Genomic DNA, 17,244 nt, shown 5'->3' with positions numbered 1-17,244 from the left:
GGCAGGAGGCGATCATCGCGTTGGACTACCGTGAAGAGCGTGTCCGTCCGCCCCATACCCAGCGCCGGGAAAACGCGCTATAGACGCCGCCGAAACGGCGAGGCCGAACGGCACTTATGGCAAGAATCTCTCTAAAGCTCGATGAACTGATCGACGGCGAAGCCTTGCGCTGCGAGATGACCGCGCTGACCGCGGCCACGGCAGGCGACGGCTCCGGCAAGGCTGCGCGCGCCGGTGTTCTCCAGCTTCTCAAGGGCAGGCTGGCCGCCGGCCGCAGCATCGCCGAACGCATGCTGATGGACGACGGCAGCGGCACCGCCTGCGCCGCCCGGCTGTCGCATCTCATGGACGAGATCATCCGCGCGCTCTACGATTTCGCCGCCACCCATGTCTATCGCGTCAAAAACCCGTCTTCGGCCGAACGCATGGCCGTCGTCGCGGTCGGCGGCTATGGCCGCGGCACGCTGGCGCCGGGGTCCGATATCGATCTCCTCTTCCTGCTGCCCTACAAGCAGACGCCATGGGGCGAGCAGATCGTCGAATACATGCTCTACATGCTGTGGGATCTGGGGCTGAAGGTCGGCCACGCCACCCGCAACATCGACGAATGCCTGCGGCTGTCGCGCACCGACATCACCATCCGCACCTCGATCCTGGAGGCGCGTTTTCTGTGGGGCGAGCAGAAACTCTATGACGAGCTCCTGCAGCGCTTTGACCGCGAGGTGGTGCGCACGACCGGGCCCGAATATGTGCAGGCCAAGCTTGCCGAACGCGACGAGCGCCATGCCAAGGCCGGCGAAAGCCGCTATCTGGTCGAACCCAACGTCAAGGACGGCAAGGGCGGCCTGCGCGACCTGCAGACGCTGTTCTGGATCGGCAAGTATTTCTACCGGGTGCGCACCGGCGAGGAGCTGGTCGACAAGGGCGTCTTCACCGGCACCGAATACCGGGAATTCCAGAAGGCCGAGGACTTCCTGTGGGCGGTGCGCTGCCACATGCATTTCCTCACCGGCAAGGCCGAGGAACGGCTGCATTTCGACATCCAGCGCGAGATCGCCGAGCGGCTGGGCTACACCACACATCCGGGCCTGTCGGCGGTCGAACGCTTCATGAAGCATTACTTCCTCGTCGCCAAGGATGTCGGCGATCTGACCCGCATCTTCTGCGCGGCGCTGGAGGAAGAGCAGGCCAAGCATGTGCCGGGCTTCAACCGTATCTTCCTCACCTTCTCGCGCCGCAAGCGCAAGCTTGCCGGCACGTCCGATTTCATTATCGACAACCATCGCATCAACATCGCCGACGACCTGGTGTTCGAGCGCGATCCGGTCAATCTCTTGAGGCTGTTCTGGTTCGCCGACAAGCACGGGCTGGAATTTCACCCCGATGCGCTGAAGCTGCTAACCCGTTCGCTCGGCCTCGTCGGCAAGGCGCTCAGGCGCGACGAGGAAGCCAACCGGCTGTTCCTCGACATATTGACGTCGGACCGCAATGCCGAACTCAATCTCAGGCGCATGAACGAGGCGGGACTGCTGGCAAAGCTGATCCCGGATTTCGGCAAGATCGTCGCCATGATGCAGTTCTCGATGTACCACCACTATACGGTGGACGAGCATTTGATCCGCTGTATCGGCGTGCTGGCCGAGATCGAGCGTGGCGACGGCGGAAAGATCCACCCGCTCGCCCACACGCTGATGCCGGGGCTGAAGAAAAGCCGCGAGGCGCTCTATGTCGCGGTGCTTTTGCACGACATCGCCAAGGGGCGGCCGGAGGACCATTCCGAAGCGGGCGCTCGGATCGCGCGGCGCACCTGCCCGCATATGGGGCTGTCGGCCGCCGACACCGAAACAGTCGCCTGGCTGGTCGAGAACCATCTGATCATGTCGATGACGGCGCAAACGCGCGATCTCAATGACCGCAAGACGATCGAGGATTTTGCCGCGACCGTGCAGTCGGTCGAACGGCTGAAGCTGCTGCTCGTCCTCACCGTCTGCGATATCAGGGGCGTCGGGCCGGGCGTCTGGAACGGCTGGAAAGGGCAGTTGCTGCGCACGCTCTACTACGAGACCGAATTGCTGTTGACCGGCGGGTTTTCGGAGGTGTCGCGTGCGATGCGCACCGCAGCTGCCCGCGAAAAGCTGGCCGAAGCGCTCGCCGATTGGCCGGAGAAGGCGCGCAAGCGCTATGTCACCAAGCACTACGAGAATTATCTGCTGGCGGTCGATCTCGCCGACCAGCTTCGCCACGCCGAATTCATCCGCGAGGCGGATGCGGCGGGCAAGAAGCTCGCCACGATGATCAAGACCCACCAGTTCGAGGCGGTGACCGAGATTACCGTGCTGGCGCAGGACCATCCGCGCCTGCTGTCGGTCATTGCCGGCGCCTGTGTGGCGGCCGGCGGCAACATCGTCGACGCGCAGATCTTCACCACGTCCGATGGCCGCGCGCTGGACACCATCCTGATCTCGAGGGAATTCGACCGCGACGAGGACGAGCGCCGCCGCGCCGAGCGCGTCGGCCGCCTGATCGAGGACGTGCTGTCGGGCAAGAGCTGGCTGCCGGAGATGATCGAAAAGCGGACCAAGCCGCGGCGCGGCGCCAAGGTCTTCCGCATCCAGCCGCGCGCCGAACTCCGCAACACGCTGTCGAACCGGTTCTCGGTGATCGAGGTCGAGGGGCTGGACCGGCCGGGCCTGCTGTCCGAGATCACCGGGGCGTTGTCCGACCTGTCGCTCGACATTGCGTCGGCACACATCACCACTTTCGGCGAAAAGGTCATCGATACCTTCTATGTCACCGATCTCACCGGCCAGAAGATCGACAGCCCGACACGCATGGCCGTCATCCAAAACAGGCTGATCGCGGTCCTCGAAGGCACCGTGCCCGAGCGCGGCGGCAAGGCCAAGGCCGCGGCCGAGTGATAACCACCATTTATTTGTCCCAATCCTGCAGGCAGTCTCCAGACGCATGAGCCTTGTCAAAAAGTTCGCGACGGTCGCTTCCGGCACGCTGATGAGCCGTGCCCTCGGCTTCGGCCGTGAGATGCTGATGGCGGCCGCACTCGGCACTGGGCCGATAGCCGACGCCTTCAACGCCGCCTTCCAGTTTCCCAACACCTTTCGCCGGCTGTTTGCCGAAGGCGCCTTCAACGCCGCCTTCGTGCCGCTCTTCGCCAAGGAGATCGAGACCCACGGCATCGATGGCGCCAAGCGCTTTTCGGAAGAGGTGTTCGGCGTGCTGTTCACGGCGCTGCTGGCGCTGACCATCGCCATGGAACTGGCGATGCCGCTGATCGTGCGCTACCTGGTGGCGCCGGGCTTTGCCGACACGCCGGGAAAGTTCGAGATGACGGTCAGGCTTGCGACCATCATGTTTCCCTATCTGATCTGCATGTCGCTCGGCGCCATGATGGCCGGCATGCTGAATTCGCTGCGCCGCTATTTCGCCGCCGCGGTGGCGCCGGTGTTCCTCAACATCATCCTGATCGGCGTGCTCGCCTATGCCTGGCACAAGGGATCTGACGCGCGCACCGTCGGCTTCGCACTGGCCTGGGGCGTGCTGGCGGCGGGGCTGGTGCAACTGGCGATCGTCTGGGTGGCGGTGCGCCATGCCGGCATCTCGATCGGTTTCCGCCGGCCAAAGATGACGCCCAATGTCAAGCGGCTGCTGATCCTGGCGCTGCCGGCGGCGATCACCGGCGGCATCACCCAGATCAACCAGCTGATCGGCACCGCGATCGCCTCGGCGCAGGACAGTGCGGTGTCGTCGCTCGCCTATGCCGACCGCATCTACCAGCTGCCGCTCGGCGTCGTCGGCGTTGCCGTCGCCATCGTGCTTCTGCCCGAACTGTCGCGGGCGCTGAAGTCAGGCAATCTGATCGAGGCGGCCAATCTGCAGAACCGGTCGGTGGAGTTCACGCTGTTCCTGACCTTGCCGGCGGCGGCGGCACTGCTGGTCATGTCGGAGCCGATCGTGGGGCTGGTCTACGAACGCGGGGCGTTTGCCGCCAACAACTCGACGCCGATCGTGGCGGCAATCCTGGCGATCTTCGGCTTGGGCTTGCCGGCCTTCGTGCTGATCAAGGCGTTCACCCCCGGCTATTTCGCCCGCGAGGACACGCGCACGCCGATGATCTTCGCCGCCATCTCGGTGGCTGTGAACATCACCACCGCGCTGACGCTGTTTCCGTCGATGGGCGCGCCGGGCATCGCCGTCGCCTCGGCTGTCGCCGGCTGGGTCAATGCGCTGATGCTGCTCGGCGTGCTGATCCGGCGCGGCCATTGGGGCCGTGACGTGCCGCTGATGAGACGCATCCCACGGCTGGTGCTGTCGGCGGCGGTGATGGGGGCGGCGCTCTATGCCGCCGAGCACTGGTTTGCCACCCAACTTGCCTCGGCCTCACCGCTGGTCATCAAGGCTACGACGCTTCTCGCGCTGGTAGCCGGAGGGGCGTTGCTTTATTTCGTCACCGCCTTCGCCATCGGCGGCGCCGATTTCGGCATGATCCGGCGCAATATCAGGCGGAAGGGCTCCCCTTCGACTAGGGAATAGTCTCCAGATCCGTAAACCTAACCGTAGCGATCCGGTCGACAAGCATCAGTCTTCGCCGGACAATTCGTCATAGACCGGGCGCGGCAGCGGCTTACGTGCCTGCTTGCTAAGTTCGATCCCGAATTCGGCCCGAAGTCGCGCCGCTGTCTCCAACAGCGTCTCGCGGCCATGTCGGCGCTCCAAAGCTTTCTCGTTGGAAATGGTCATCCATTTCTCGTCAGATCGTTTGCAGAATATGTTCCACCCTATCATACATATCGATGTCGGCGCTGCCCCTCATTGCCCTGCCGGGCATTTCTCCCCGTAAACGGGGAGAAAGAAGCTGACCGCCCCTCGGCGCCCTTCCTGCAACGCTTGTCGTTGGCGAAACCGTCGATGACGCGTCTTTCTCCCCGTCTCTATACGGGGAGAAATGTCCGGCAGGACAATGAGGGGCGGCGCCGACCTGTCAAGCCGAGACAGGCGCTATAGGCGCGGCGCCAACAACATCGAACAAGCAATCCGACCTGAAGCAATTGCTTTGCCGCGATCGCCTACAGGCTCTTGATCCGCTCCCCGCTCTCGTCCATAAGCGCGCCGTCGAAAGACTTTCGCCGCGCGCGAAACGGCCCTCCACAAGCCAGGGAAATCCCATGACTGACTCCAATCGGCCCGTGTTCAATCAGCCCGCCTTAAATCAGCCTGCCTTCAAGCCACTCGTCTTTTCCGGCGTCCAGCCGACCGGCAATCTGCATCTCGGCAACTATCTCGGCGCCATCAAGAAATTCGTCGCCCTGCAGGACACCTCCGATTGCATCTATTGCGTCGTCGACCTGCATTCGCTGACCGCGCAGCTCGTCCATGACGATCTCAGGGACCAGACGCGCTCAATCACCGCGGCGTTCCTCGCCTCCGGCATCGACCCGAACAAGCACATCGTCTTCAACCAGTCGCGGGTCATGCAGCACGCCGAGCTCGCCTGGATCTTCAACTGCGTGGCCCGCATCGGCTGGATGAACCGGATGACGCAGTTCAAGGACAAGGCCGGCAAGGATCGCGAGAACGCCTCGCTTGGGCTGCTCGCTTATCCGAGCCTGATGGCGGCCGACATCCTCGTCTACCGTGCCACCCACGTGCCGGTCGGCGATGACCAGAAGCAGCATCTGGAGCTGACACGCGACATCGCGCAAAAATTCAACAACGACTTCTCGGACCGCATCGCCGGCCTTGGCGTCGGCGTCGAGATGAAGGTCGGCGAAGAGACGGTGAACGGCTATTTCCCGCTGACAGAACCGATCATCGGCGGACCGGCGGCGCGCATCATGTCGCTGCGCGACGGCTCGAAGAAGATGTCGAAGTCGGATCCGTCGGACCTGTCGCGCATCAATCTGACCGACGATGCCGACACCATCTCCAAGAAGATCCGCAAGGCCAAGACCGACCCCGAGGCGTTGCCCGGGGAATTGGACGGCCTGGCCAGCCGGCCCGAAGCCGAAAACCTCGTCGGCATCTATGCAGGTCTCGCCGAGATATCGAAGGAGGCGGTGCTGAAAGAGTTCGGCGGCCAGCAATTTTCGGTGTTCAAGCCGGCGCTGGCCGACCTTGCCGTGGAAAAGCTGGCGCCGGTCGCCGGCGAAATGCGCCGCATTTCCGATGATCGCGCCTATGTCGACGCGGTGCTCAGGGACGGCGGCGAGCGGGCCGGCGCCTTGGCCGAGGCGACGATGAAGACCGTGCGCGACATCATCGGCCTGCTGCAAAGCTGAACCTTACAGTGCCGCGCGTCCATTTGGACGCGCAAAAGACGCACTGACGCACCGACATCGCTACATCCGCCGGTCGCTTGCGGCCGGGCTGTGGCGGTGGCAGATTGCGACCGAAACCATCGAACAGGGTGAATATGGTCTCCAAACGCCTCAGCCGAGAAGCCGGCCATCGCCGCAAGTTCTTGGCGATCATCGACGACACGCCCGAATGCGAGCGGGCCGTCGTCTACGCCTCGAAACGCGCGCAGAGCACCAACGGCGTGCTGGTGCTGCTCTATGTGATCGAGCCCGACGATTTCCAGCATTGGCTGGGTGTCGAGAAGATCATGCGCGAGGAGGCCACCGCCACCGCGCGGGCGGCGCTTGATGCGTACGCGAACAAGGTGCGCCAGAAACTCGGCATCGAGCCGGAACTGGTGGTGCGCGAAGGCAAGCCGACCGAAGAGATCCACAAATTGATCGAGGAAGACCAGGATATTGCCATCCTCGTGCTGGCGGCCGGCGCCGGCAAGGAGGGGCCGGGTCCGCTGGTCGGCGCGGTCGCCGGCAAGGGCGCCGCCTTCCCGATCCCGGTGACGGTGGTGCCGCAGAACCTGTCGGACGAAGAAATCGACAGCCTGGCGTGAAGTGTGCTGATATTCAGGTGAGGTCGGCCTGCGAACGGCCGTTTCCTGCGCTTCCGTACCCAAAAGTACGCTCCGCTCCGGTTCTCGGAAAGCGTGATTTTTCGGCTCGGCCTGACCTGAATCTCAACACACCTCAAAGTATGTTGCAGAAGACCGCAAAAACATTCTCCCAGCCAGCCGTTCCGGCGATGGCTTTCGCTTGAATGTCCTGCCGATAAGGCCTATTTAGAATTATTCCAAACTATCTGCCCGAATGGGCACGGAGACGTCCATGTTCATCCAGACCGAATCGACGCCAAATCCGGCGACATTGAAGTTCCTGCCCGGCAAGGAAGTGCTTGTCGAAGGCACCGCCGATTTCCGCGATGCCGACAGCGCCGCTACGGCTTCGCCGCTGGCCGGCCGGCTGTTCGAGATCCCCGGCGTCACCGGCGTCTTCTTCGGCTATGATTTCGTCACCGTGACCAAGGACGGCCCCGATTGGCAGCATCTGAAGCCGGCGATCCTCGGCGCCATCATGGAACACTTCATGTCCGGCGCGCCGGTGATGGCCAAGGCCGGCCCCGCCGCCGAGACCAGCCAGACCGGCGAATTCTACGACAAGGCCGACGAGGAACTGGTCATCACCATCAAGGAGCTGCTTGATACGCGGGTGCGCCCCGCCGTCGCCCAGGACGGTGGCGACATCACCTTCCGCGGCTTCGAGAACGGCACCGTGTTCCTGCACATGAAGGGCGCCTGCGCCGGCTGCCCGTCATCGACGGCGACGCTGAAGCACGGCATCCAGAACCTGCTCCGGCATTTTGTGCCCGAGGTGCAGCAGGTCGAACAGGTCTCTTAACGACTCAAAAAAACGTCAATTCGCCTGTCGCGCGACAACAAAAAACCGGGCCAAAGTGCCCGGTTTTCTGTTTTGGGACGTCAGTTGTTGCCTAGACGGTCCGCGTATGAGCTCTAGAGAACGATAACCTTGGCGCCGACCGAGGTGCGGTCGTAAAGGTCGATAATGTCTTGATTCATCAGCCGGATGCAGCCCGACGACATCGCCTTGCCGATCGAGTTCCACTCCGGGCTGCCATGCAGCCGGTAGCCCGAATCGCCGCCCTTGTTGAACAGATACAGGGCGCGCGCGCCGAGTGGGTTGGTCAATCCCGGCTCCATGCCGCCGGCAAACTTGGCGAGCTCCGGCTGGCGCTTGATCATCGCCGAAGGCGGCGTCCAGGTCGGCCATTCGCGCTTCGCCGCGATACGGGCGGTGCCGCGCCATTCAAAACCCTCGCGGCCGACGCCGATCCCGTAACGCATCGCCTCGCCGCCGCCCATGACATAATAGAGAAACTTGTTCTGCGTATCGACGACGATGGTGCCCGGCTTTTCATGGGTGTCGTAGCTAACGACCTGCCGGCGGTACTTGAACGGCACCTTTTCGATCGGAATGCGCGGCAGTTGATAGCCCGCATCGGTCATCGGGCCATAGTTGTTGGTGAATATCTGCGAGCCGATGGTGCTGCAACCAGCAATAGCCGTCGACAGCGCAAGTGCGGCGACGATTGCGAATGACTTCATGCGCATGAAAAGGTCCGATGCCCCGCCCGAAATAGAGCGGCTCGAGACGGCCGCTTTGTCGCCATCATTCATGCTGGCATTTGCTTTGCTTGCCAAGCGGGCGATGCCTATATGCAGGGGCTTACATGCCGGTAAGTCGGCAACTGTGGCTTTTCGGCAACGGCGATCATAAGATTATGTAGGAAATTCAATGGGGCGGCCTGCCAAGCCGCCGGAAGTCAAGGAACTCATCATGAATGTCGGAGATGCCGCCCAGCGTTCCGGCCTGCCGGCCAAGACCATTCGCTACTATGAGGAGATCGGCCTGATCCGGCCGCAGCGCGCCGGCAACGGCTACCGCGACTATTGCGGCGACGACATCCACCGGCTGACTTTCCTGCGCCGCGCGCGCAATCTCGGCTTTTCGATCGACGACTGCCGCCAGCTGATGGCGCTCTATCAGGACCGCAGCCGCGCCAGCCATGACGTGCGCGAGATCGCCGCCGCGCATGTGAGTGCAATCGAGGAGAAGGTGCGCGAGCTGCAGTCGATGCGCTCGACCCTGCAGAAGCTGATCCATGCCTGCCACGGCGACGACCGGCCGGACTGCCCGATCCTGGACGATATTGCGGGGGCTGCGCAGGCTGGAGATAAAATCGCTTCCGCGGCGGCGTGAGCGACTAGCCTCCGACACTCCGCGAGGCCGCAAACGGGCGGCCCTTACGACCCCGGCGGGCGATACCGGATCGACTTTGCCTTCCCAAGCGCTTGCATCGTCTCTTCGACGCTTAGGAGGACGGTGGTCTCATACGAGCTGAGCGCCCCGCCCGCACCGATAGCCAGCATGACAGATGCCATCGAAACGTTGTCTGGAGCCTCCCATAGATTCCAGCCATCGTGCTCTCCGAAGGCGTACCAGAACCCGTGTAGCTTTCCGCCCACCGATTCGATGTAGTCCGCCTCGCGTCGATCCTCGGGGTTTTCGATCAAGCGCGCCCAGGTTTCGGGCGTATAGCCGAATTGCGTGAGATACATCGGCATGGTTCGTCTCCTCCCAGAGCTGTCCCCAACGAATGTAGTAAAGCGCCCGATACAGGGAGAGGCGAGTCGTTTCCGAGGCGTAGTACCGCTGGCTTAGTTGCGGGGCCGCTAATGGAGGTGCTTCACTGGCTTTCTTCAGGGAGTAAGGCCAATGGCAGCGTATCTCATTGCTGATGTAGACATAACCGATGCCGCCGTTTTCGAGGAATACCGCCGGGATGTGCCAGCAACCGAAGCGCGCTATGGGGGACGGTACATCGCTCGTGGCGGAGCCACCAAAGTGCTGGAAGGCGATTGGGAACCTCATCGCCTGGTCATTGTCGAGTTTCCGGACATGGCCTCCCTCATGGCATGGTACGGCTCTCCAGAGTACAGCCGGCTCAAAGCTATCCGTGAACGCTGCGCAAAGACGAGGATCATTGCTCTGGAGGGCGTGATCCCCGTTGGTTGAAGGCCGGGTTTGTTAACCGGATAATCGCCCAGAGAAAGGCCGGGCGGGCGTCGACAGGTTGACTAAGCGCTGATGGATTAGGCATAGAGGCACCAAGGTCTGAGGGCGGGACGGTGACGCATCGGTCAGCAAAACCGACGTAGTGGGTTCAATTCCTACTCAGACCTCCAGCCAGCCCACTGGCGCTGATCTGTTCCGCTGTTGCATTATTTTCCGGTGGGTTTGTCAGCCAGATAATCGCCGAAAGAAAACGGGTTCAAACCGTGAACAGAATCTGGCATGGTGCCGCCATGCCAATCATCTCACCTGTACCCCTCAATCCCCTGATCGACGGCCGCCAGTCGGAACGCGCGATGCTGGTCAGGCGCGGCGTGCAGCGGCTGCTCAAGGAGATGGGCGCGCATGTGCTGCCCGAGCTGTCGCTGGCGACCGGGCGCCGTGCCGACCTCGTCGCGCTGACCCGCCAGGGTGACATCTGGATCATCGAGATCAAATCCTCGATCGAGGATTTCAGGGTCGACCGCAAATGGCCGGATTACCGGCTGCACTCCGACCGCTTCTTCTTTGCCACGCATCCCGGCGTGCCCTCGGAGATCTTTCCGCAGGAATGCGGCTTTATCCTCTCCGACGGCTACGGCGCCGAAATCCTGCGCGATGCGCCCGAGCACCGCATGGCCGCGGCAACGCGCAAGGCGCTGATGCTGAGGATCGCGCGAGCGGGTGCATCGCGGCTGCTCGCGGCGGAACTCGCCGGTGTGGCGGTGCCAGCGCTGGACGGTGAAAGCGAATAGGAGTGCGCCGGTCGGCGACAAGCCTCGCACGTCGCCACCCAGCGTTGGCATCGGACCGTGCCTTTCTGCGGGCCTGCCGATCCCCTCGAGATGATTTTTGATCTTGCACCGATGATTTCCGCCTGCCTGCGCTGTCCTGATCAATAGGCGCTGGAATGGTCCGGTGGCGGAAAGAGAGGTGATCCATGGGATCGTTACAAGGTCAGAATGTCGTCGTCATCGGAGGAAGCCGGGATGTCGGCCGCTCGATCGTGGAAGCCGCGCTTGGCGAAGGGGCAACAGTGCTTGCAGTTGCTCGTGGCACAGAAGCCCTGAAACAGCTCTCCCGGGAGACGTCACGTGTGAAGACGCTGGCGGTCGACGCCACCAAAGAGACCGCACCCGATGCGGTTTTCGCCGCGCTTGAACCAGACGTCCTAGTGATCTGCGCCGGCGCCCTCGCTCCGTCCGCGCCCGTCCAGGAACAGAGCTGGGAGGACTTCTCGGCAAACTGGGAAATGGACGTCAAGGCATCGTTCCTGTTCTGCAAGGCGGCACTCCAGGGTCGGCTCAAGCCGGGGAGCCGGGTGGTTCTGATCTCCAGCGGCGCGGCATTCAGCGGCGGGCCGCCGAACTCTGGCGGCTATGCCGGCGCAAAACGCATGCAGTTGTTCCTCGCCGGTCATAGCCAGAAGGAATCGGACCGACTTGGTTTCGGCCTGCGTTTCATGGCGCTTTCGCCGGCGCGCATCATGCCGGGCACCGGCGTCGGCGATCGCGGCATCGACGGCATTTCGGCCTATATGGGCATTAGCCCGGCGGACTTCCTGGCGGGCATGACCGACATGCAGACGCCGGCCGATGTCGCACGGGCTGTAGTCGCGCTCGCCACCGGCCAAGCGCAGGGCTGCTCCTTCGTGGTGAGCGGCAGCGGACTTGCGGCGGCGGCATGAGGCGCGCAGGATGCCAGCCGACTTCAGCACCGCGGGCTTCCTATGACAGACGCTCCTGGCCCTGTTGAGCCATTGGGCCTGCCGGTCCTCGATCGGCTGGCCTTCGAGCGCTTGACAGTGGCTCATCGCCGCGAGCTTAAGCTCCACTGCTACCGGATGATGGGCTCGTTGCACGAGGCGGACGACCTCGTGCAGGACACTTTCCTGCGGGCGTGGCGCGCACGGTCGCAGTTCGACGGACGAGGCTCGGTTCGCGGCTGGCTCTACACAATCGCCACCAATAGCTGCCTCAACGCCATCAAGGCGAGGTCGACGGCGCATCGCATTCTCCAGCAACCCGAACGGCCGCCCTCCAACGGGCGGGCCGTCGGCGGGCCTGCCGAGCTCACCTGGCTGGAGCCCTATCCGGACGCCGAGCTTCCGGACCTCGTTGACGGCGAGCCCGGCCCGGAAGCGCGCTACGAGACCCGTGAAGCGGTGCAACTTGCCTTCGTCGCGGCGATCCAGCTTCTGCCGCCCAGGCAGCGGGCCGCCCTGTTGCTTTGCGACGTGCTGGGGTGGTCTGCGGTCGAGACGGCGCAATTGCTGGGTGGATCGGCCGCTTCGATCAACAGCGCCTTGCAGCGGGCCCGCGCAACGCTTGGCGAGCGATACCCTCAGGGACGCCCCGTGCAGCGGTCACGGTCCAGTCCGGAGGAGGGCCTGCTGCTCGAACGCTACATGCGTGCCTGGCAGACCGCCAACCTCGACGGCTTCATCGAACTCTTGAGGGAGGACGCCACCTACCACATGCCGCCATGGCGGGAATGGTACCAAGGGCGCAAGGCGATCCGCGATTTCATCGAGACCGTGTGGGGCAATTTTGCCGGCTATCGCACGGTGGCCACCCGAGCCAACGGCCAGCCCGCTGTCGGGGTCTATGCACTGGACCATCGTGACCGTGTATGGCGACCCCACTCGCTGCATGTCATTGAGCCCGCCGACCGCAAAATCGTTTCCCTGACGATCTATGTACCGCCGCTCGGGCCCGAACTGTTTGCAGCCTTCGGCCTGCCGCCGGTCTAGTCCGCTTCCGCCTCGCCCGCCGCCGGCGCGATCAGCAGCACGGCGGCGCCGAGGATCGCGGCGATGAAGGAGCCGGCCAGGATGCCGACCTTGACCGCGTCCTGCAGCTCGACGTTGCTGGCAAAGGCGAGCAGGCCGATGAACAGGCTCATGGTGAAGCCGATGCCGCAGAGCAGCGAAATGCCGACCATGTGCAGCCAGCCGGCATTGACCGGCAGATCGGCAAGGCCGAGCCGGATGGCAAGCGCGGAAGAACCGAACACGCCGACCAGCTTGCCGGCGACGAGGCCGGCGGCGACGCCCAGCGTCAGCGGCTCGATCAGGGTGGCTGCGCTCAGGCCGGCGAGCGAGACGCCGGCATTGGCGAAGCCGAAGATCGGGACGACGACGAACGGCACTATCCTGTGCAGACCGTGCTCAAGCCGGTGCAGTGGTGAATGGTCTGAGTCTTGGCTGATGCCCGGGGTGATTTTCAAAGGTATGGTCAGGGCCAGCGCCACGCCGGCGAGCGTGGCATGGACGCCCGATTTCAGCACCAGCACCCACAGGACGACACCAAGCAACAGATAGGGCAGCAGCGTCAGCACCTTCATGCGGTTGAGAACGACGAGTAGAGCGATGACGGCGAAGGCAGCGCCGAGATAGGCGAGCGACAGGCCGCTCGTGTAGAACACCGCGATGATCATCACGGCGCCAAGGTCGTCGATGATGGCGAGCGCGGTGAGGAATACCTTCAGCGACCCCGGCACGCGGCTGCCGAGCAGCGACAGCACGCCAAGCGCAAACGCGATGTCGGTGGCGGTCGGGATCGCCCAGCCGGACAGAGCGGCTGGGTTGTCCCGGTTGACGGCGACATAGACAAGTGCTGGCACCAGCATGCCGCCGGCAGCGGCGATGCCGGGCAGGGCGCGGCGTGGCCAGGTCGAGAGCTGGCCGTCCAGCATCTCGCGCTTGATCTCCAGGCCGACCAGCAGGAAGAACACGGCCATCAGGCCGTCATTGATCCAGTGCGATACGCTGAGGGGTCCCAGATAGGCGTGAAGGGCATCGAAATAGGTTTCGGCCAGCGGCGAATTGGCGACGACCAGGGCCAATGCCGCGGCTGCCATCAGGACGATGCCGCCTGCCGCCTCGCTGGCTAGGAATTCGCGAAAAATGGAGATCGGCCGCGGCTTCTGGTCCTGCATGTCGTCTCCGTCCTATCGGCCGGCGGGGCCGGTGTCGCCTCGTGCGATGATGCGCAAACACCAATGGCAGGGCAAGTCTCTACAGCGCGTATCCTTTAGGGCGGGCAAAGGACGCTGTAGCACTTTGATTTTGCGCATGATCCCCAGCGAAACGCCGACGCGAACCTTCGGCTCGGTCAGGCGTCAGCGCGGCGCGCGCTTGGCGAGTATCCGCTGCAGCGTACGGCGATGCATGTTGAGCCGGCGGGCGGTCTCGGAGACGTTGCGATCGCACATTTCGTAGACGCGCTGGATGTGCTCCCAGCGCACCCGGTCGGCCGACATCGGGTTTTCAGGCGGTGCGGCGCGTTCACCCGCCGTGCGGGTAAGGGCCGCGAAAATGTCGTCGGCATCGGCCGGTTTCGACAGATAGTCGATGGCCCCCAGCTTCACCGCCGTCACCGCGGTGGCGATGTTGCCATAGCCGGTGAGGATGATGGCGCGGGCGTCGTCGCGCTTCTCGCGGATGGCGGCGACGACGTCGAGGCCGTTGCCGTCGGCGAGCCGCATGTCGACCACGGCATAGGCGGGCGGGTTGGCGCGCGCCTTGGCCACCGCCTCCTCGACGCTCTCGGCCGTCTCGACCACGAAACCCCTGGTTTCCATGGCGCGGGCAAGACGCGTGAGGAACGGCTTGTCGTCGTCGACGATCAACAGCGAGGTGTCCTCGCCTTCAACCATTGCGCCAATCGTTTCGTCGCCGTTCATCGTCTTCTAAATTCCTGCTGCCTGATTTTTACGCAAATATAGTTTTGGAGCGCTATTGTCCAATTCAAGCCGTGTCAAACATGGTGGCTGAAGCCGATTCAGGATTGAGGAAGACGCTGCGCGGCCACGATATCTGCACGACGGCGCCCTCGCCCGGCTCGTTTGAATTGCGGAAATCGAGCGTAGCCCCCGAGCGCTCAAGCAATGTCTTGGCTATGAAAAGCCCCAGTCCCAGGCCGCCGCCGGCCTCGGTGCCCTGGCGCGTCGACATATAGGGCTCGCCTATGCGATCGATGATTTCGGGAGGGAAACCCGGCCCGTCGTCGGTGATCGAGAAGGTGACGGCAGCCTCGTTCCAGCTCCAGCGCACGGTGACGGCCTTGCGGGCAAAATCGACGGCATTCTCGACCAGATTGCCGAGGCCGTAGATGACGCCGGGATTGCGCCGTCCGACTGGTTCGGGGCCGATGCGCTCGCCGGGGCGAAGCTTGATCGAGATGCCGAAATCGCGGTGCGGGGCCGTCATCTCCTCGACCAGCGAAGTCAGCGGCATGCGGGAGAGATGCGCCTCGCCCTCGGAAGACAGGCTGGTCAGGCGCTTGAGGATTTCGCGGCAACGCTCACTCTGCGAGCGCAGCAGCGTCACGTCCTCGCCGTATTTCGGATCGTCGCGGAGCGCCTTCTCCATCTCCTTGGCGACAAGCGTGATGGTGGCAAGCGGCGTGCCGAGCTCATGCGCGGCGGCGGCGGCAAGGCCGTCCAGCGCCGACAGATGCTGCTCGCGCTGCAGCACCAGTTCGGTGGCGGCAAGCGCGTTGGCGAGCAGCCGGGCTTCCTCGGCCACGCGGAAGGCGTAGATCGCGGTGAAGGCGATCGAGGAAAACACCGCCATCCACATGCCGGCGACATAGATGAACGGCATCTCCAGCGGCGCGCCCTCGTACCAGGGCAGCGGCAGATGGAAGAAGACCAGCAGGCTCGCCGCCACCATCACCAGCGCGCCGAGGATGGCGGTCAGGCGCAGCGGCAGCGACGTCGCCGAGATGACCACGGGCACGGTCACTAGCACTGAAAACGGATTGGTGAGGCCGCCGGTCAGATAGAGCAGGCCGGCAAGCTGCAGGCTGTCGATAGTCAGAATGGCGAAAGCCGGCAGCGGAGTCAGCCGATGCGCCGCCGGATAGCGGAAGGTCAGCAACAGGTTCATCCAGGCCGAGCAGGCGATCAGCGCGAAGCAGAGGCTGACGGGCAGCGGGAACTTCAATCCATAGGCAACGACGATAACCGTAAGGCTCTGGCCGACGATGGCAAGCCAGCGCAGCCTGATGAGCGTGTTGAGGCGCAGCCGCTGGCTTTGCTGGAAGTCGGGCGCCCGCAGGATGTTTATCATGGAAAAGGATTATAGCCGGAAAAGGATAAAGGCTAGGTCCCCCGCGGTTTGGCGCGGCTGGTGGCGGTGGCGAGAAGCGGGTTCTCCGGCCAGACATGCCGGGGATAGCGGCCACGCATGTCGGCCCGCACATCGGCCCAGGAGCCGCGCCAGAACCCGGGCAGGTCGCGCGTCGTCTGGATCGGCCGGTGCGCCGGCGACAAAAGCTCGAGCGTCAGCGGTACGGTGCCGTTGGCGATTGCGGGATGCCGGTCGAGACCAAACAGCTCCTGGACGCGGATCGCCAGCACCGGCCATTCACCGTCATAGCGGATCGGCACGCGGCTGCCCGAGGGAGCGTCGAAATGGGTCGGCGCCAGTGCCTCGATCCTGCGCTGGAGATCGTGCGGCACCAATGCCATGAGGCCGGCCGAGAGCACGCCCGGATCGATCGCGGCAAAGGACGCTGCGCCGGAGAGGAAGGGCAGCAGCCAATCGTCGAGGCGGTCGACGAGCGCCGCGTCGGAAACATCGGGCCAGGGCGCGCCGAGGCCGCGATGCAGCCAGCCGAGCCGTTGGCGCAACGTTTCCGCTTCCTTGCCCCACGGCAAAAGCGACAGGCCGTGTTCGCGCAAGGCGTCAAGGATCGCGCGATCCGCGTCGACGCCGGCCGGCGCCGGCAGCATGCGTTCGGACAGGGTGATGGCGCCGAGGCGAACGGTTTCACGCACGCGCACTGCGCGCCTGTCGCGGTCGAAACCGGTTTCGCGGCTGGTCTCGATCTCGTCGGCAAGCGAATCGCGAATGTCGGCCTCGTCTATCGCCGCCGCTGCCGTGATGCGGGCGTTCTGCGCCTTGCCCTGCAGATCGGCGACGACGAGCCAGGCCGCCCCCGCCAGCGGATCGGCGGCGTCGAGCATGGCGCCCGAACCGTTGGCCAGCACGAAACGGCCGCGCTCGCCGCGCGCCTTGGCGACGCGGTCCGGCCAGGCATGGATGAGGAGCGCGCCGGCGCTGCTACCCTCCCCCTTGCGGGGAGGGTCGGCGAGTGAGCCTTGCCCAGCAAGGCGAGGGAGACGGGGTGGGGTCGGCGATGGCGTGCCCGACCCGGGGGGGGGGCCCCCCCCCCCCCCCCCCGCGGCCGCCCCCCCCCCCCCGCGGGGGGGGGGGGGGGGGGGGGGGGGCCCCCCCCGCCCC

General features: G+C 64.2%; 16 protein-coding genes, 1 tRNA gene and 1 pseudogene. 11 read left to right on the top strand and 7 right to left on the bottom strand.

Annotated features, from left to right (window positions below):
- The first annotated feature begins 116 nt into the window (after positions 1-116).
- Both AC0L3L_RS00090 and murJ read left to right on the top strand, forming a co-directional pair.
- A complete protein-coding gene (locus AC0L3L_RS00090; protein WP_473636107.1) occupies positions 117-2,918 on the top strand; it encodes a [protein-PII] uridylyltransferase in 2,802 nt (933 codons plus the stop codon).
- Positions 2,919-2,964: 46 nt separating this feature from the next.
- Positions 2,965-4,548 (top strand): murein biosynthesis integral membrane protein MurJ, encoded by a 1,584-nt coding sequence (murJ, locus tag AC0L3L_RS00085; RefSeq protein ID WP_473636106.1) that lies wholly within the window; start codon positions 2,965-2,967, stop codon positions 4,546-4,548.
- Between the two features lie 45 nt (positions 4,549-4,593).
- Here the strand turns inward: murJ and AC0L3L_RS00080 are convergent, their stop codons facing one another.
- Positions 4,594-4,755 (bottom strand): hypothetical protein, encoded by a 162-nt coding sequence (locus AC0L3L_RS00080; RefSeq protein WP_473636105.1) that lies wholly within the window; start codon positions 4,753-4,755, stop codon positions 4,594-4,596.
- Between the two features lie 425 nt (positions 4,756-5,180).
- On the opposite strand from AC0L3L_RS00080, the gene trpS reads away from it, so the two are divergent.
- From trpS to AC0L3L_RS00065, 3 genes are all read left to right on the top strand, one after another.
- Entirely contained in the window at positions 5,181-6,293 is a 1,113-nt protein-coding gene (gene trpS, locus AC0L3L_RS00075; protein ID WP_473636104.1) for a tryptophan--tRNA ligase, read from the top strand.
- Positions 6,294-6,427: 134 nt separating this feature from the next.
- On the top strand, positions 6,428-6,919 hold the full coding sequence (locus AC0L3L_RS00070; RefSeq protein WP_095493836.1) for a universal stress protein: 492 nt from the start codon (positions 6,428-6,430) through the stop codon (positions 6,917-6,919).
- Between the two features lie 271 nt (positions 6,920-7,190).
- Entirely contained in the window at positions 7,191-7,760 is a 570-nt protein-coding gene (locus AC0L3L_RS00065; protein WP_095493837.1) for a NifU family protein, read from the top strand.
- Between the two features lie 113 nt (positions 7,761-7,873).
- Here AC0L3L_RS00065 and AC0L3L_RS00060 read toward each other — a convergent pair whose 3' ends face one another.
- Positions 7,874-8,491: a L,D-transpeptidase gene (locus tag AC0L3L_RS00060; RefSeq protein WP_473636103.1), complete on the bottom strand. Its 618-nt coding sequence runs from the start codon at positions 8,489-8,491 to the stop codon at positions 7,874-7,876.
- A gap of 226 nt (positions 8,492-8,717) precedes the next feature.
- Here AC0L3L_RS00060 and cueR point away from each other — a divergent pair, with 226 nt between their 5' ends.
- A complete protein-coding gene (gene cueR / locus AC0L3L_RS00055; protein ID WP_473636325.1) occupies positions 8,718-9,140 on the top strand; it encodes a Cu(I)-responsive transcriptional regulator in 423 nt (140 codons plus the stop codon).
- A gap of 44 nt (positions 9,141-9,184) precedes the next feature.
- Here the strand turns inward: cueR and AC0L3L_RS00050 are convergent, their stop codons facing one another.
- The gene (locus AC0L3L_RS00050) at positions 9,185-9,505 is read right to left on the bottom strand and encodes a GYD domain-containing protein (RefSeq protein ID WP_473636102.1); all 321 of its coding nucleotides are present in this window, start codon (positions 9,503-9,505) and stop codon (positions 9,185-9,187) included.
- A gap of 151 nt (positions 9,506-9,656) precedes the next feature.
- Here AC0L3L_RS00050 and AC0L3L_RS00045 point away from each other — a divergent pair, with 151 nt between their 5' ends.
- The 5 genes from AC0L3L_RS00045 (at position 9,657) to AC0L3L_RS00025 (ending at position 12,744) form a co-directional block, all read left to right on the top strand.
- Positions 9,657-9,956 carry a DUF1330 domain-containing protein gene (locus AC0L3L_RS00045; protein ID WP_127317620.1) on the top strand — a complete coding sequence of 100 codons (300 nt, stop codon included), beginning with the start codon at positions 9,657-9,659 and terminating at the stop codon, positions 9,954-9,956.
- 96 nt (positions 9,957-10,052) lie between these two features.
- Positions 10,053-10,126, top strand: a tRNA-Cys gene (locus tag AC0L3L_RS00040).
- Positions 10,127-10,246: 120 nt separating this feature from the next.
- The gene (locus tag AC0L3L_RS00035; RefSeq protein ID WP_473636324.1) at positions 10,247-10,747 is read left to right on the top strand and encodes an MmcB family DNA repair protein; all 501 of its coding nucleotides are present in this window, start codon (positions 10,247-10,249) and stop codon (positions 10,745-10,747) included.
- Between the two features lie 185 nt (positions 10,748-10,932).
- Positions 10,933-11,679: an SDR family NAD(P)-dependent oxidoreductase gene (locus AC0L3L_RS00030; protein WP_473636101.1), complete on the top strand. Its 747-nt coding sequence runs from the start codon at positions 10,933-10,935 to the stop codon at positions 11,677-11,679.
- 42 nt (positions 11,680-11,721) lie between these two features.
- The gene (locus tag AC0L3L_RS00025) at positions 11,722-12,744 is read left to right on the top strand and encodes an RNA polymerase subunit sigma-70 (RefSeq protein ID WP_473526165.1); all 1,023 of its coding nucleotides are present in this window, start codon (positions 11,722-11,724) and stop codon (positions 12,742-12,744) included.
- On the opposite strand, the gene nhaA is transcribed toward AC0L3L_RS00025, so the two are convergent.
- The 4 genes and pseudogenes from nhaA to AC0L3L_RS00005 all read right to left on the bottom strand — a co-directional run.
- Positions 12,741-13,931 carry a Na+/H+ antiporter NhaA gene (gene nhaA, locus AC0L3L_RS00020; RefSeq protein WP_473636100.1) on the bottom strand — a complete coding sequence of 397 codons (1,191 nt, stop codon included), beginning with the start codon at positions 13,929-13,931 and terminating at the stop codon, positions 12,741-12,743. The genes AC0L3L_RS00025 and nhaA overlap by 4 nt on opposite strands.
- Before the next feature lie 183 nt (positions 13,932-14,114).
- Positions 14,115-14,678, bottom strand: coding sequence for an ActR/PrrA/RegA family redox response regulator transcription factor (locus AC0L3L_RS00015; RefSeq protein ID WP_082982096.1), 564 nt, complete (start codon positions 14,676-14,678; stop codon positions 14,115-14,117).
- Positions 14,679-14,742: 64 nt separating this feature from the next.
- Positions 14,743-16,068, bottom strand: coding sequence for an ActS/PrrB/RegB family redox-sensitive histidine kinase (locus AC0L3L_RS00010; RefSeq protein ID WP_473636099.1), 1,326 nt, complete (start codon positions 16,066-16,068; stop codon positions 14,743-14,745).
- 32 nt (positions 16,069-16,100) lie between these two features.
- Positions 16,101-17,060: pseudogene (locus tag AC0L3L_RS00005) on the bottom strand (ATP-dependent helicase C-terminal domain-containing protein); the annotation flags it as partial.
- Between the last annotated feature and the right edge of the window lie 184 nt (positions 17,061-17,244).

It is taken from the genome of Mesorhizobium sp. WSM4849 (genome assembly GCF_055811385.1).
Note: the sequence above shows the minus strand (reverse complement) of the source record. Positions and strands in the feature narration are given on the sequence as shown.

Bases quoted from the DNA above. Each gene is read 5' to 3' on its own strand.
- AC0L3L_RS00090 (WP_473636107.1), top strand. From the start codon at position 117: ATGGCAAGAATCTCTCTAAAGCTCGATGAACTGATCGACGGCGAAGCC.
- murJ (WP_473636106.1), top strand. From the start codon at position 2,965: ATGAGCCTTGTCAAAAAGTTCGCGACGGTCGCTTCCGGCACGCTGATG.
- AC0L3L_RS00080 (WP_473636105.1), bottom strand. From the start codon at position 4,755: ATGACCATTTCCAACGAGAAAGCTTTGGAGCGCCGACATGGCCGCGAG.
- trpS (WP_473636104.1), top strand. From the start codon at position 5,181: ATGACTGACTCCAATCGGCCCGTGTTCAATCAGCCCGCCTTAAATCAG.
- AC0L3L_RS00070 (WP_095493836.1), top strand. From the start codon at position 6,428: ATGGTCTCCAAACGCCTCAGCCGAGAAGCCGGCCATCGCCGCAAGTTC.
- AC0L3L_RS00065 (WP_095493837.1), top strand. From the start codon at position 7,191: ATGTTCATCCAGACCGAATCGACGCCAAATCCGGCGACATTGAAGTTC.
- AC0L3L_RS00060 (WP_473636103.1), bottom strand. From the start codon at position 8,491: ATGCGCATGAAGTCATTCGCAATCGTCGCCGCACTTGCGCTGTCGACG.
- cueR (WP_473636325.1), top strand. From the start codon at position 8,718: ATGAATGTCGGAGATGCCGCCCAGCGTTCCGGCCTGCCGGCCAAGACC.
- AC0L3L_RS00050 (WP_473636102.1), bottom strand. From the start codon at position 9,505: ATGCCGATGTATCTCACGCAATTCGGCTATACGCCCGAAACCTGGGCG.
- AC0L3L_RS00045 (WP_127317620.1), top strand. From the start codon at position 9,657: ATGGCAGCGTATCTCATTGCTGATGTAGACATAACCGATGCCGCCGTT.
- AC0L3L_RS00035 (WP_473636324.1), top strand. From the start codon at position 10,247: ATGCCAATCATCTCACCTGTACCCCTCAATCCCCTGATCGACGGCCGC.
- AC0L3L_RS00030 (WP_473636101.1), top strand. From the start codon at position 10,933: ATGGGATCGTTACAAGGTCAGAATGTCGTCGTCATCGGAGGAAGCCGG.
- AC0L3L_RS00025 (WP_473526165.1), top strand. From the start codon at position 11,722: ATGACAGACGCTCCTGGCCCTGTTGAGCCATTGGGCCTGCCGGTCCTC.
- nhaA (WP_473636100.1), bottom strand. From the start codon at position 13,931: ATGCAGGACCAGAAGCCGCGGCCGATCTCCATTTTTCGCGAATTCCTA.
- AC0L3L_RS00015 (WP_082982096.1), bottom strand. From the start codon at position 14,678: ATGAACGGCGACGAAACGATTGGCGCAATGGTTGAAGGCGAGGACACC.
- AC0L3L_RS00010 (WP_473636099.1), bottom strand. From the start codon at position 16,068: ATGATAAACATCCTGCGGGCGCCCGACTTCCAGCAAAGCCAGCGGCTG.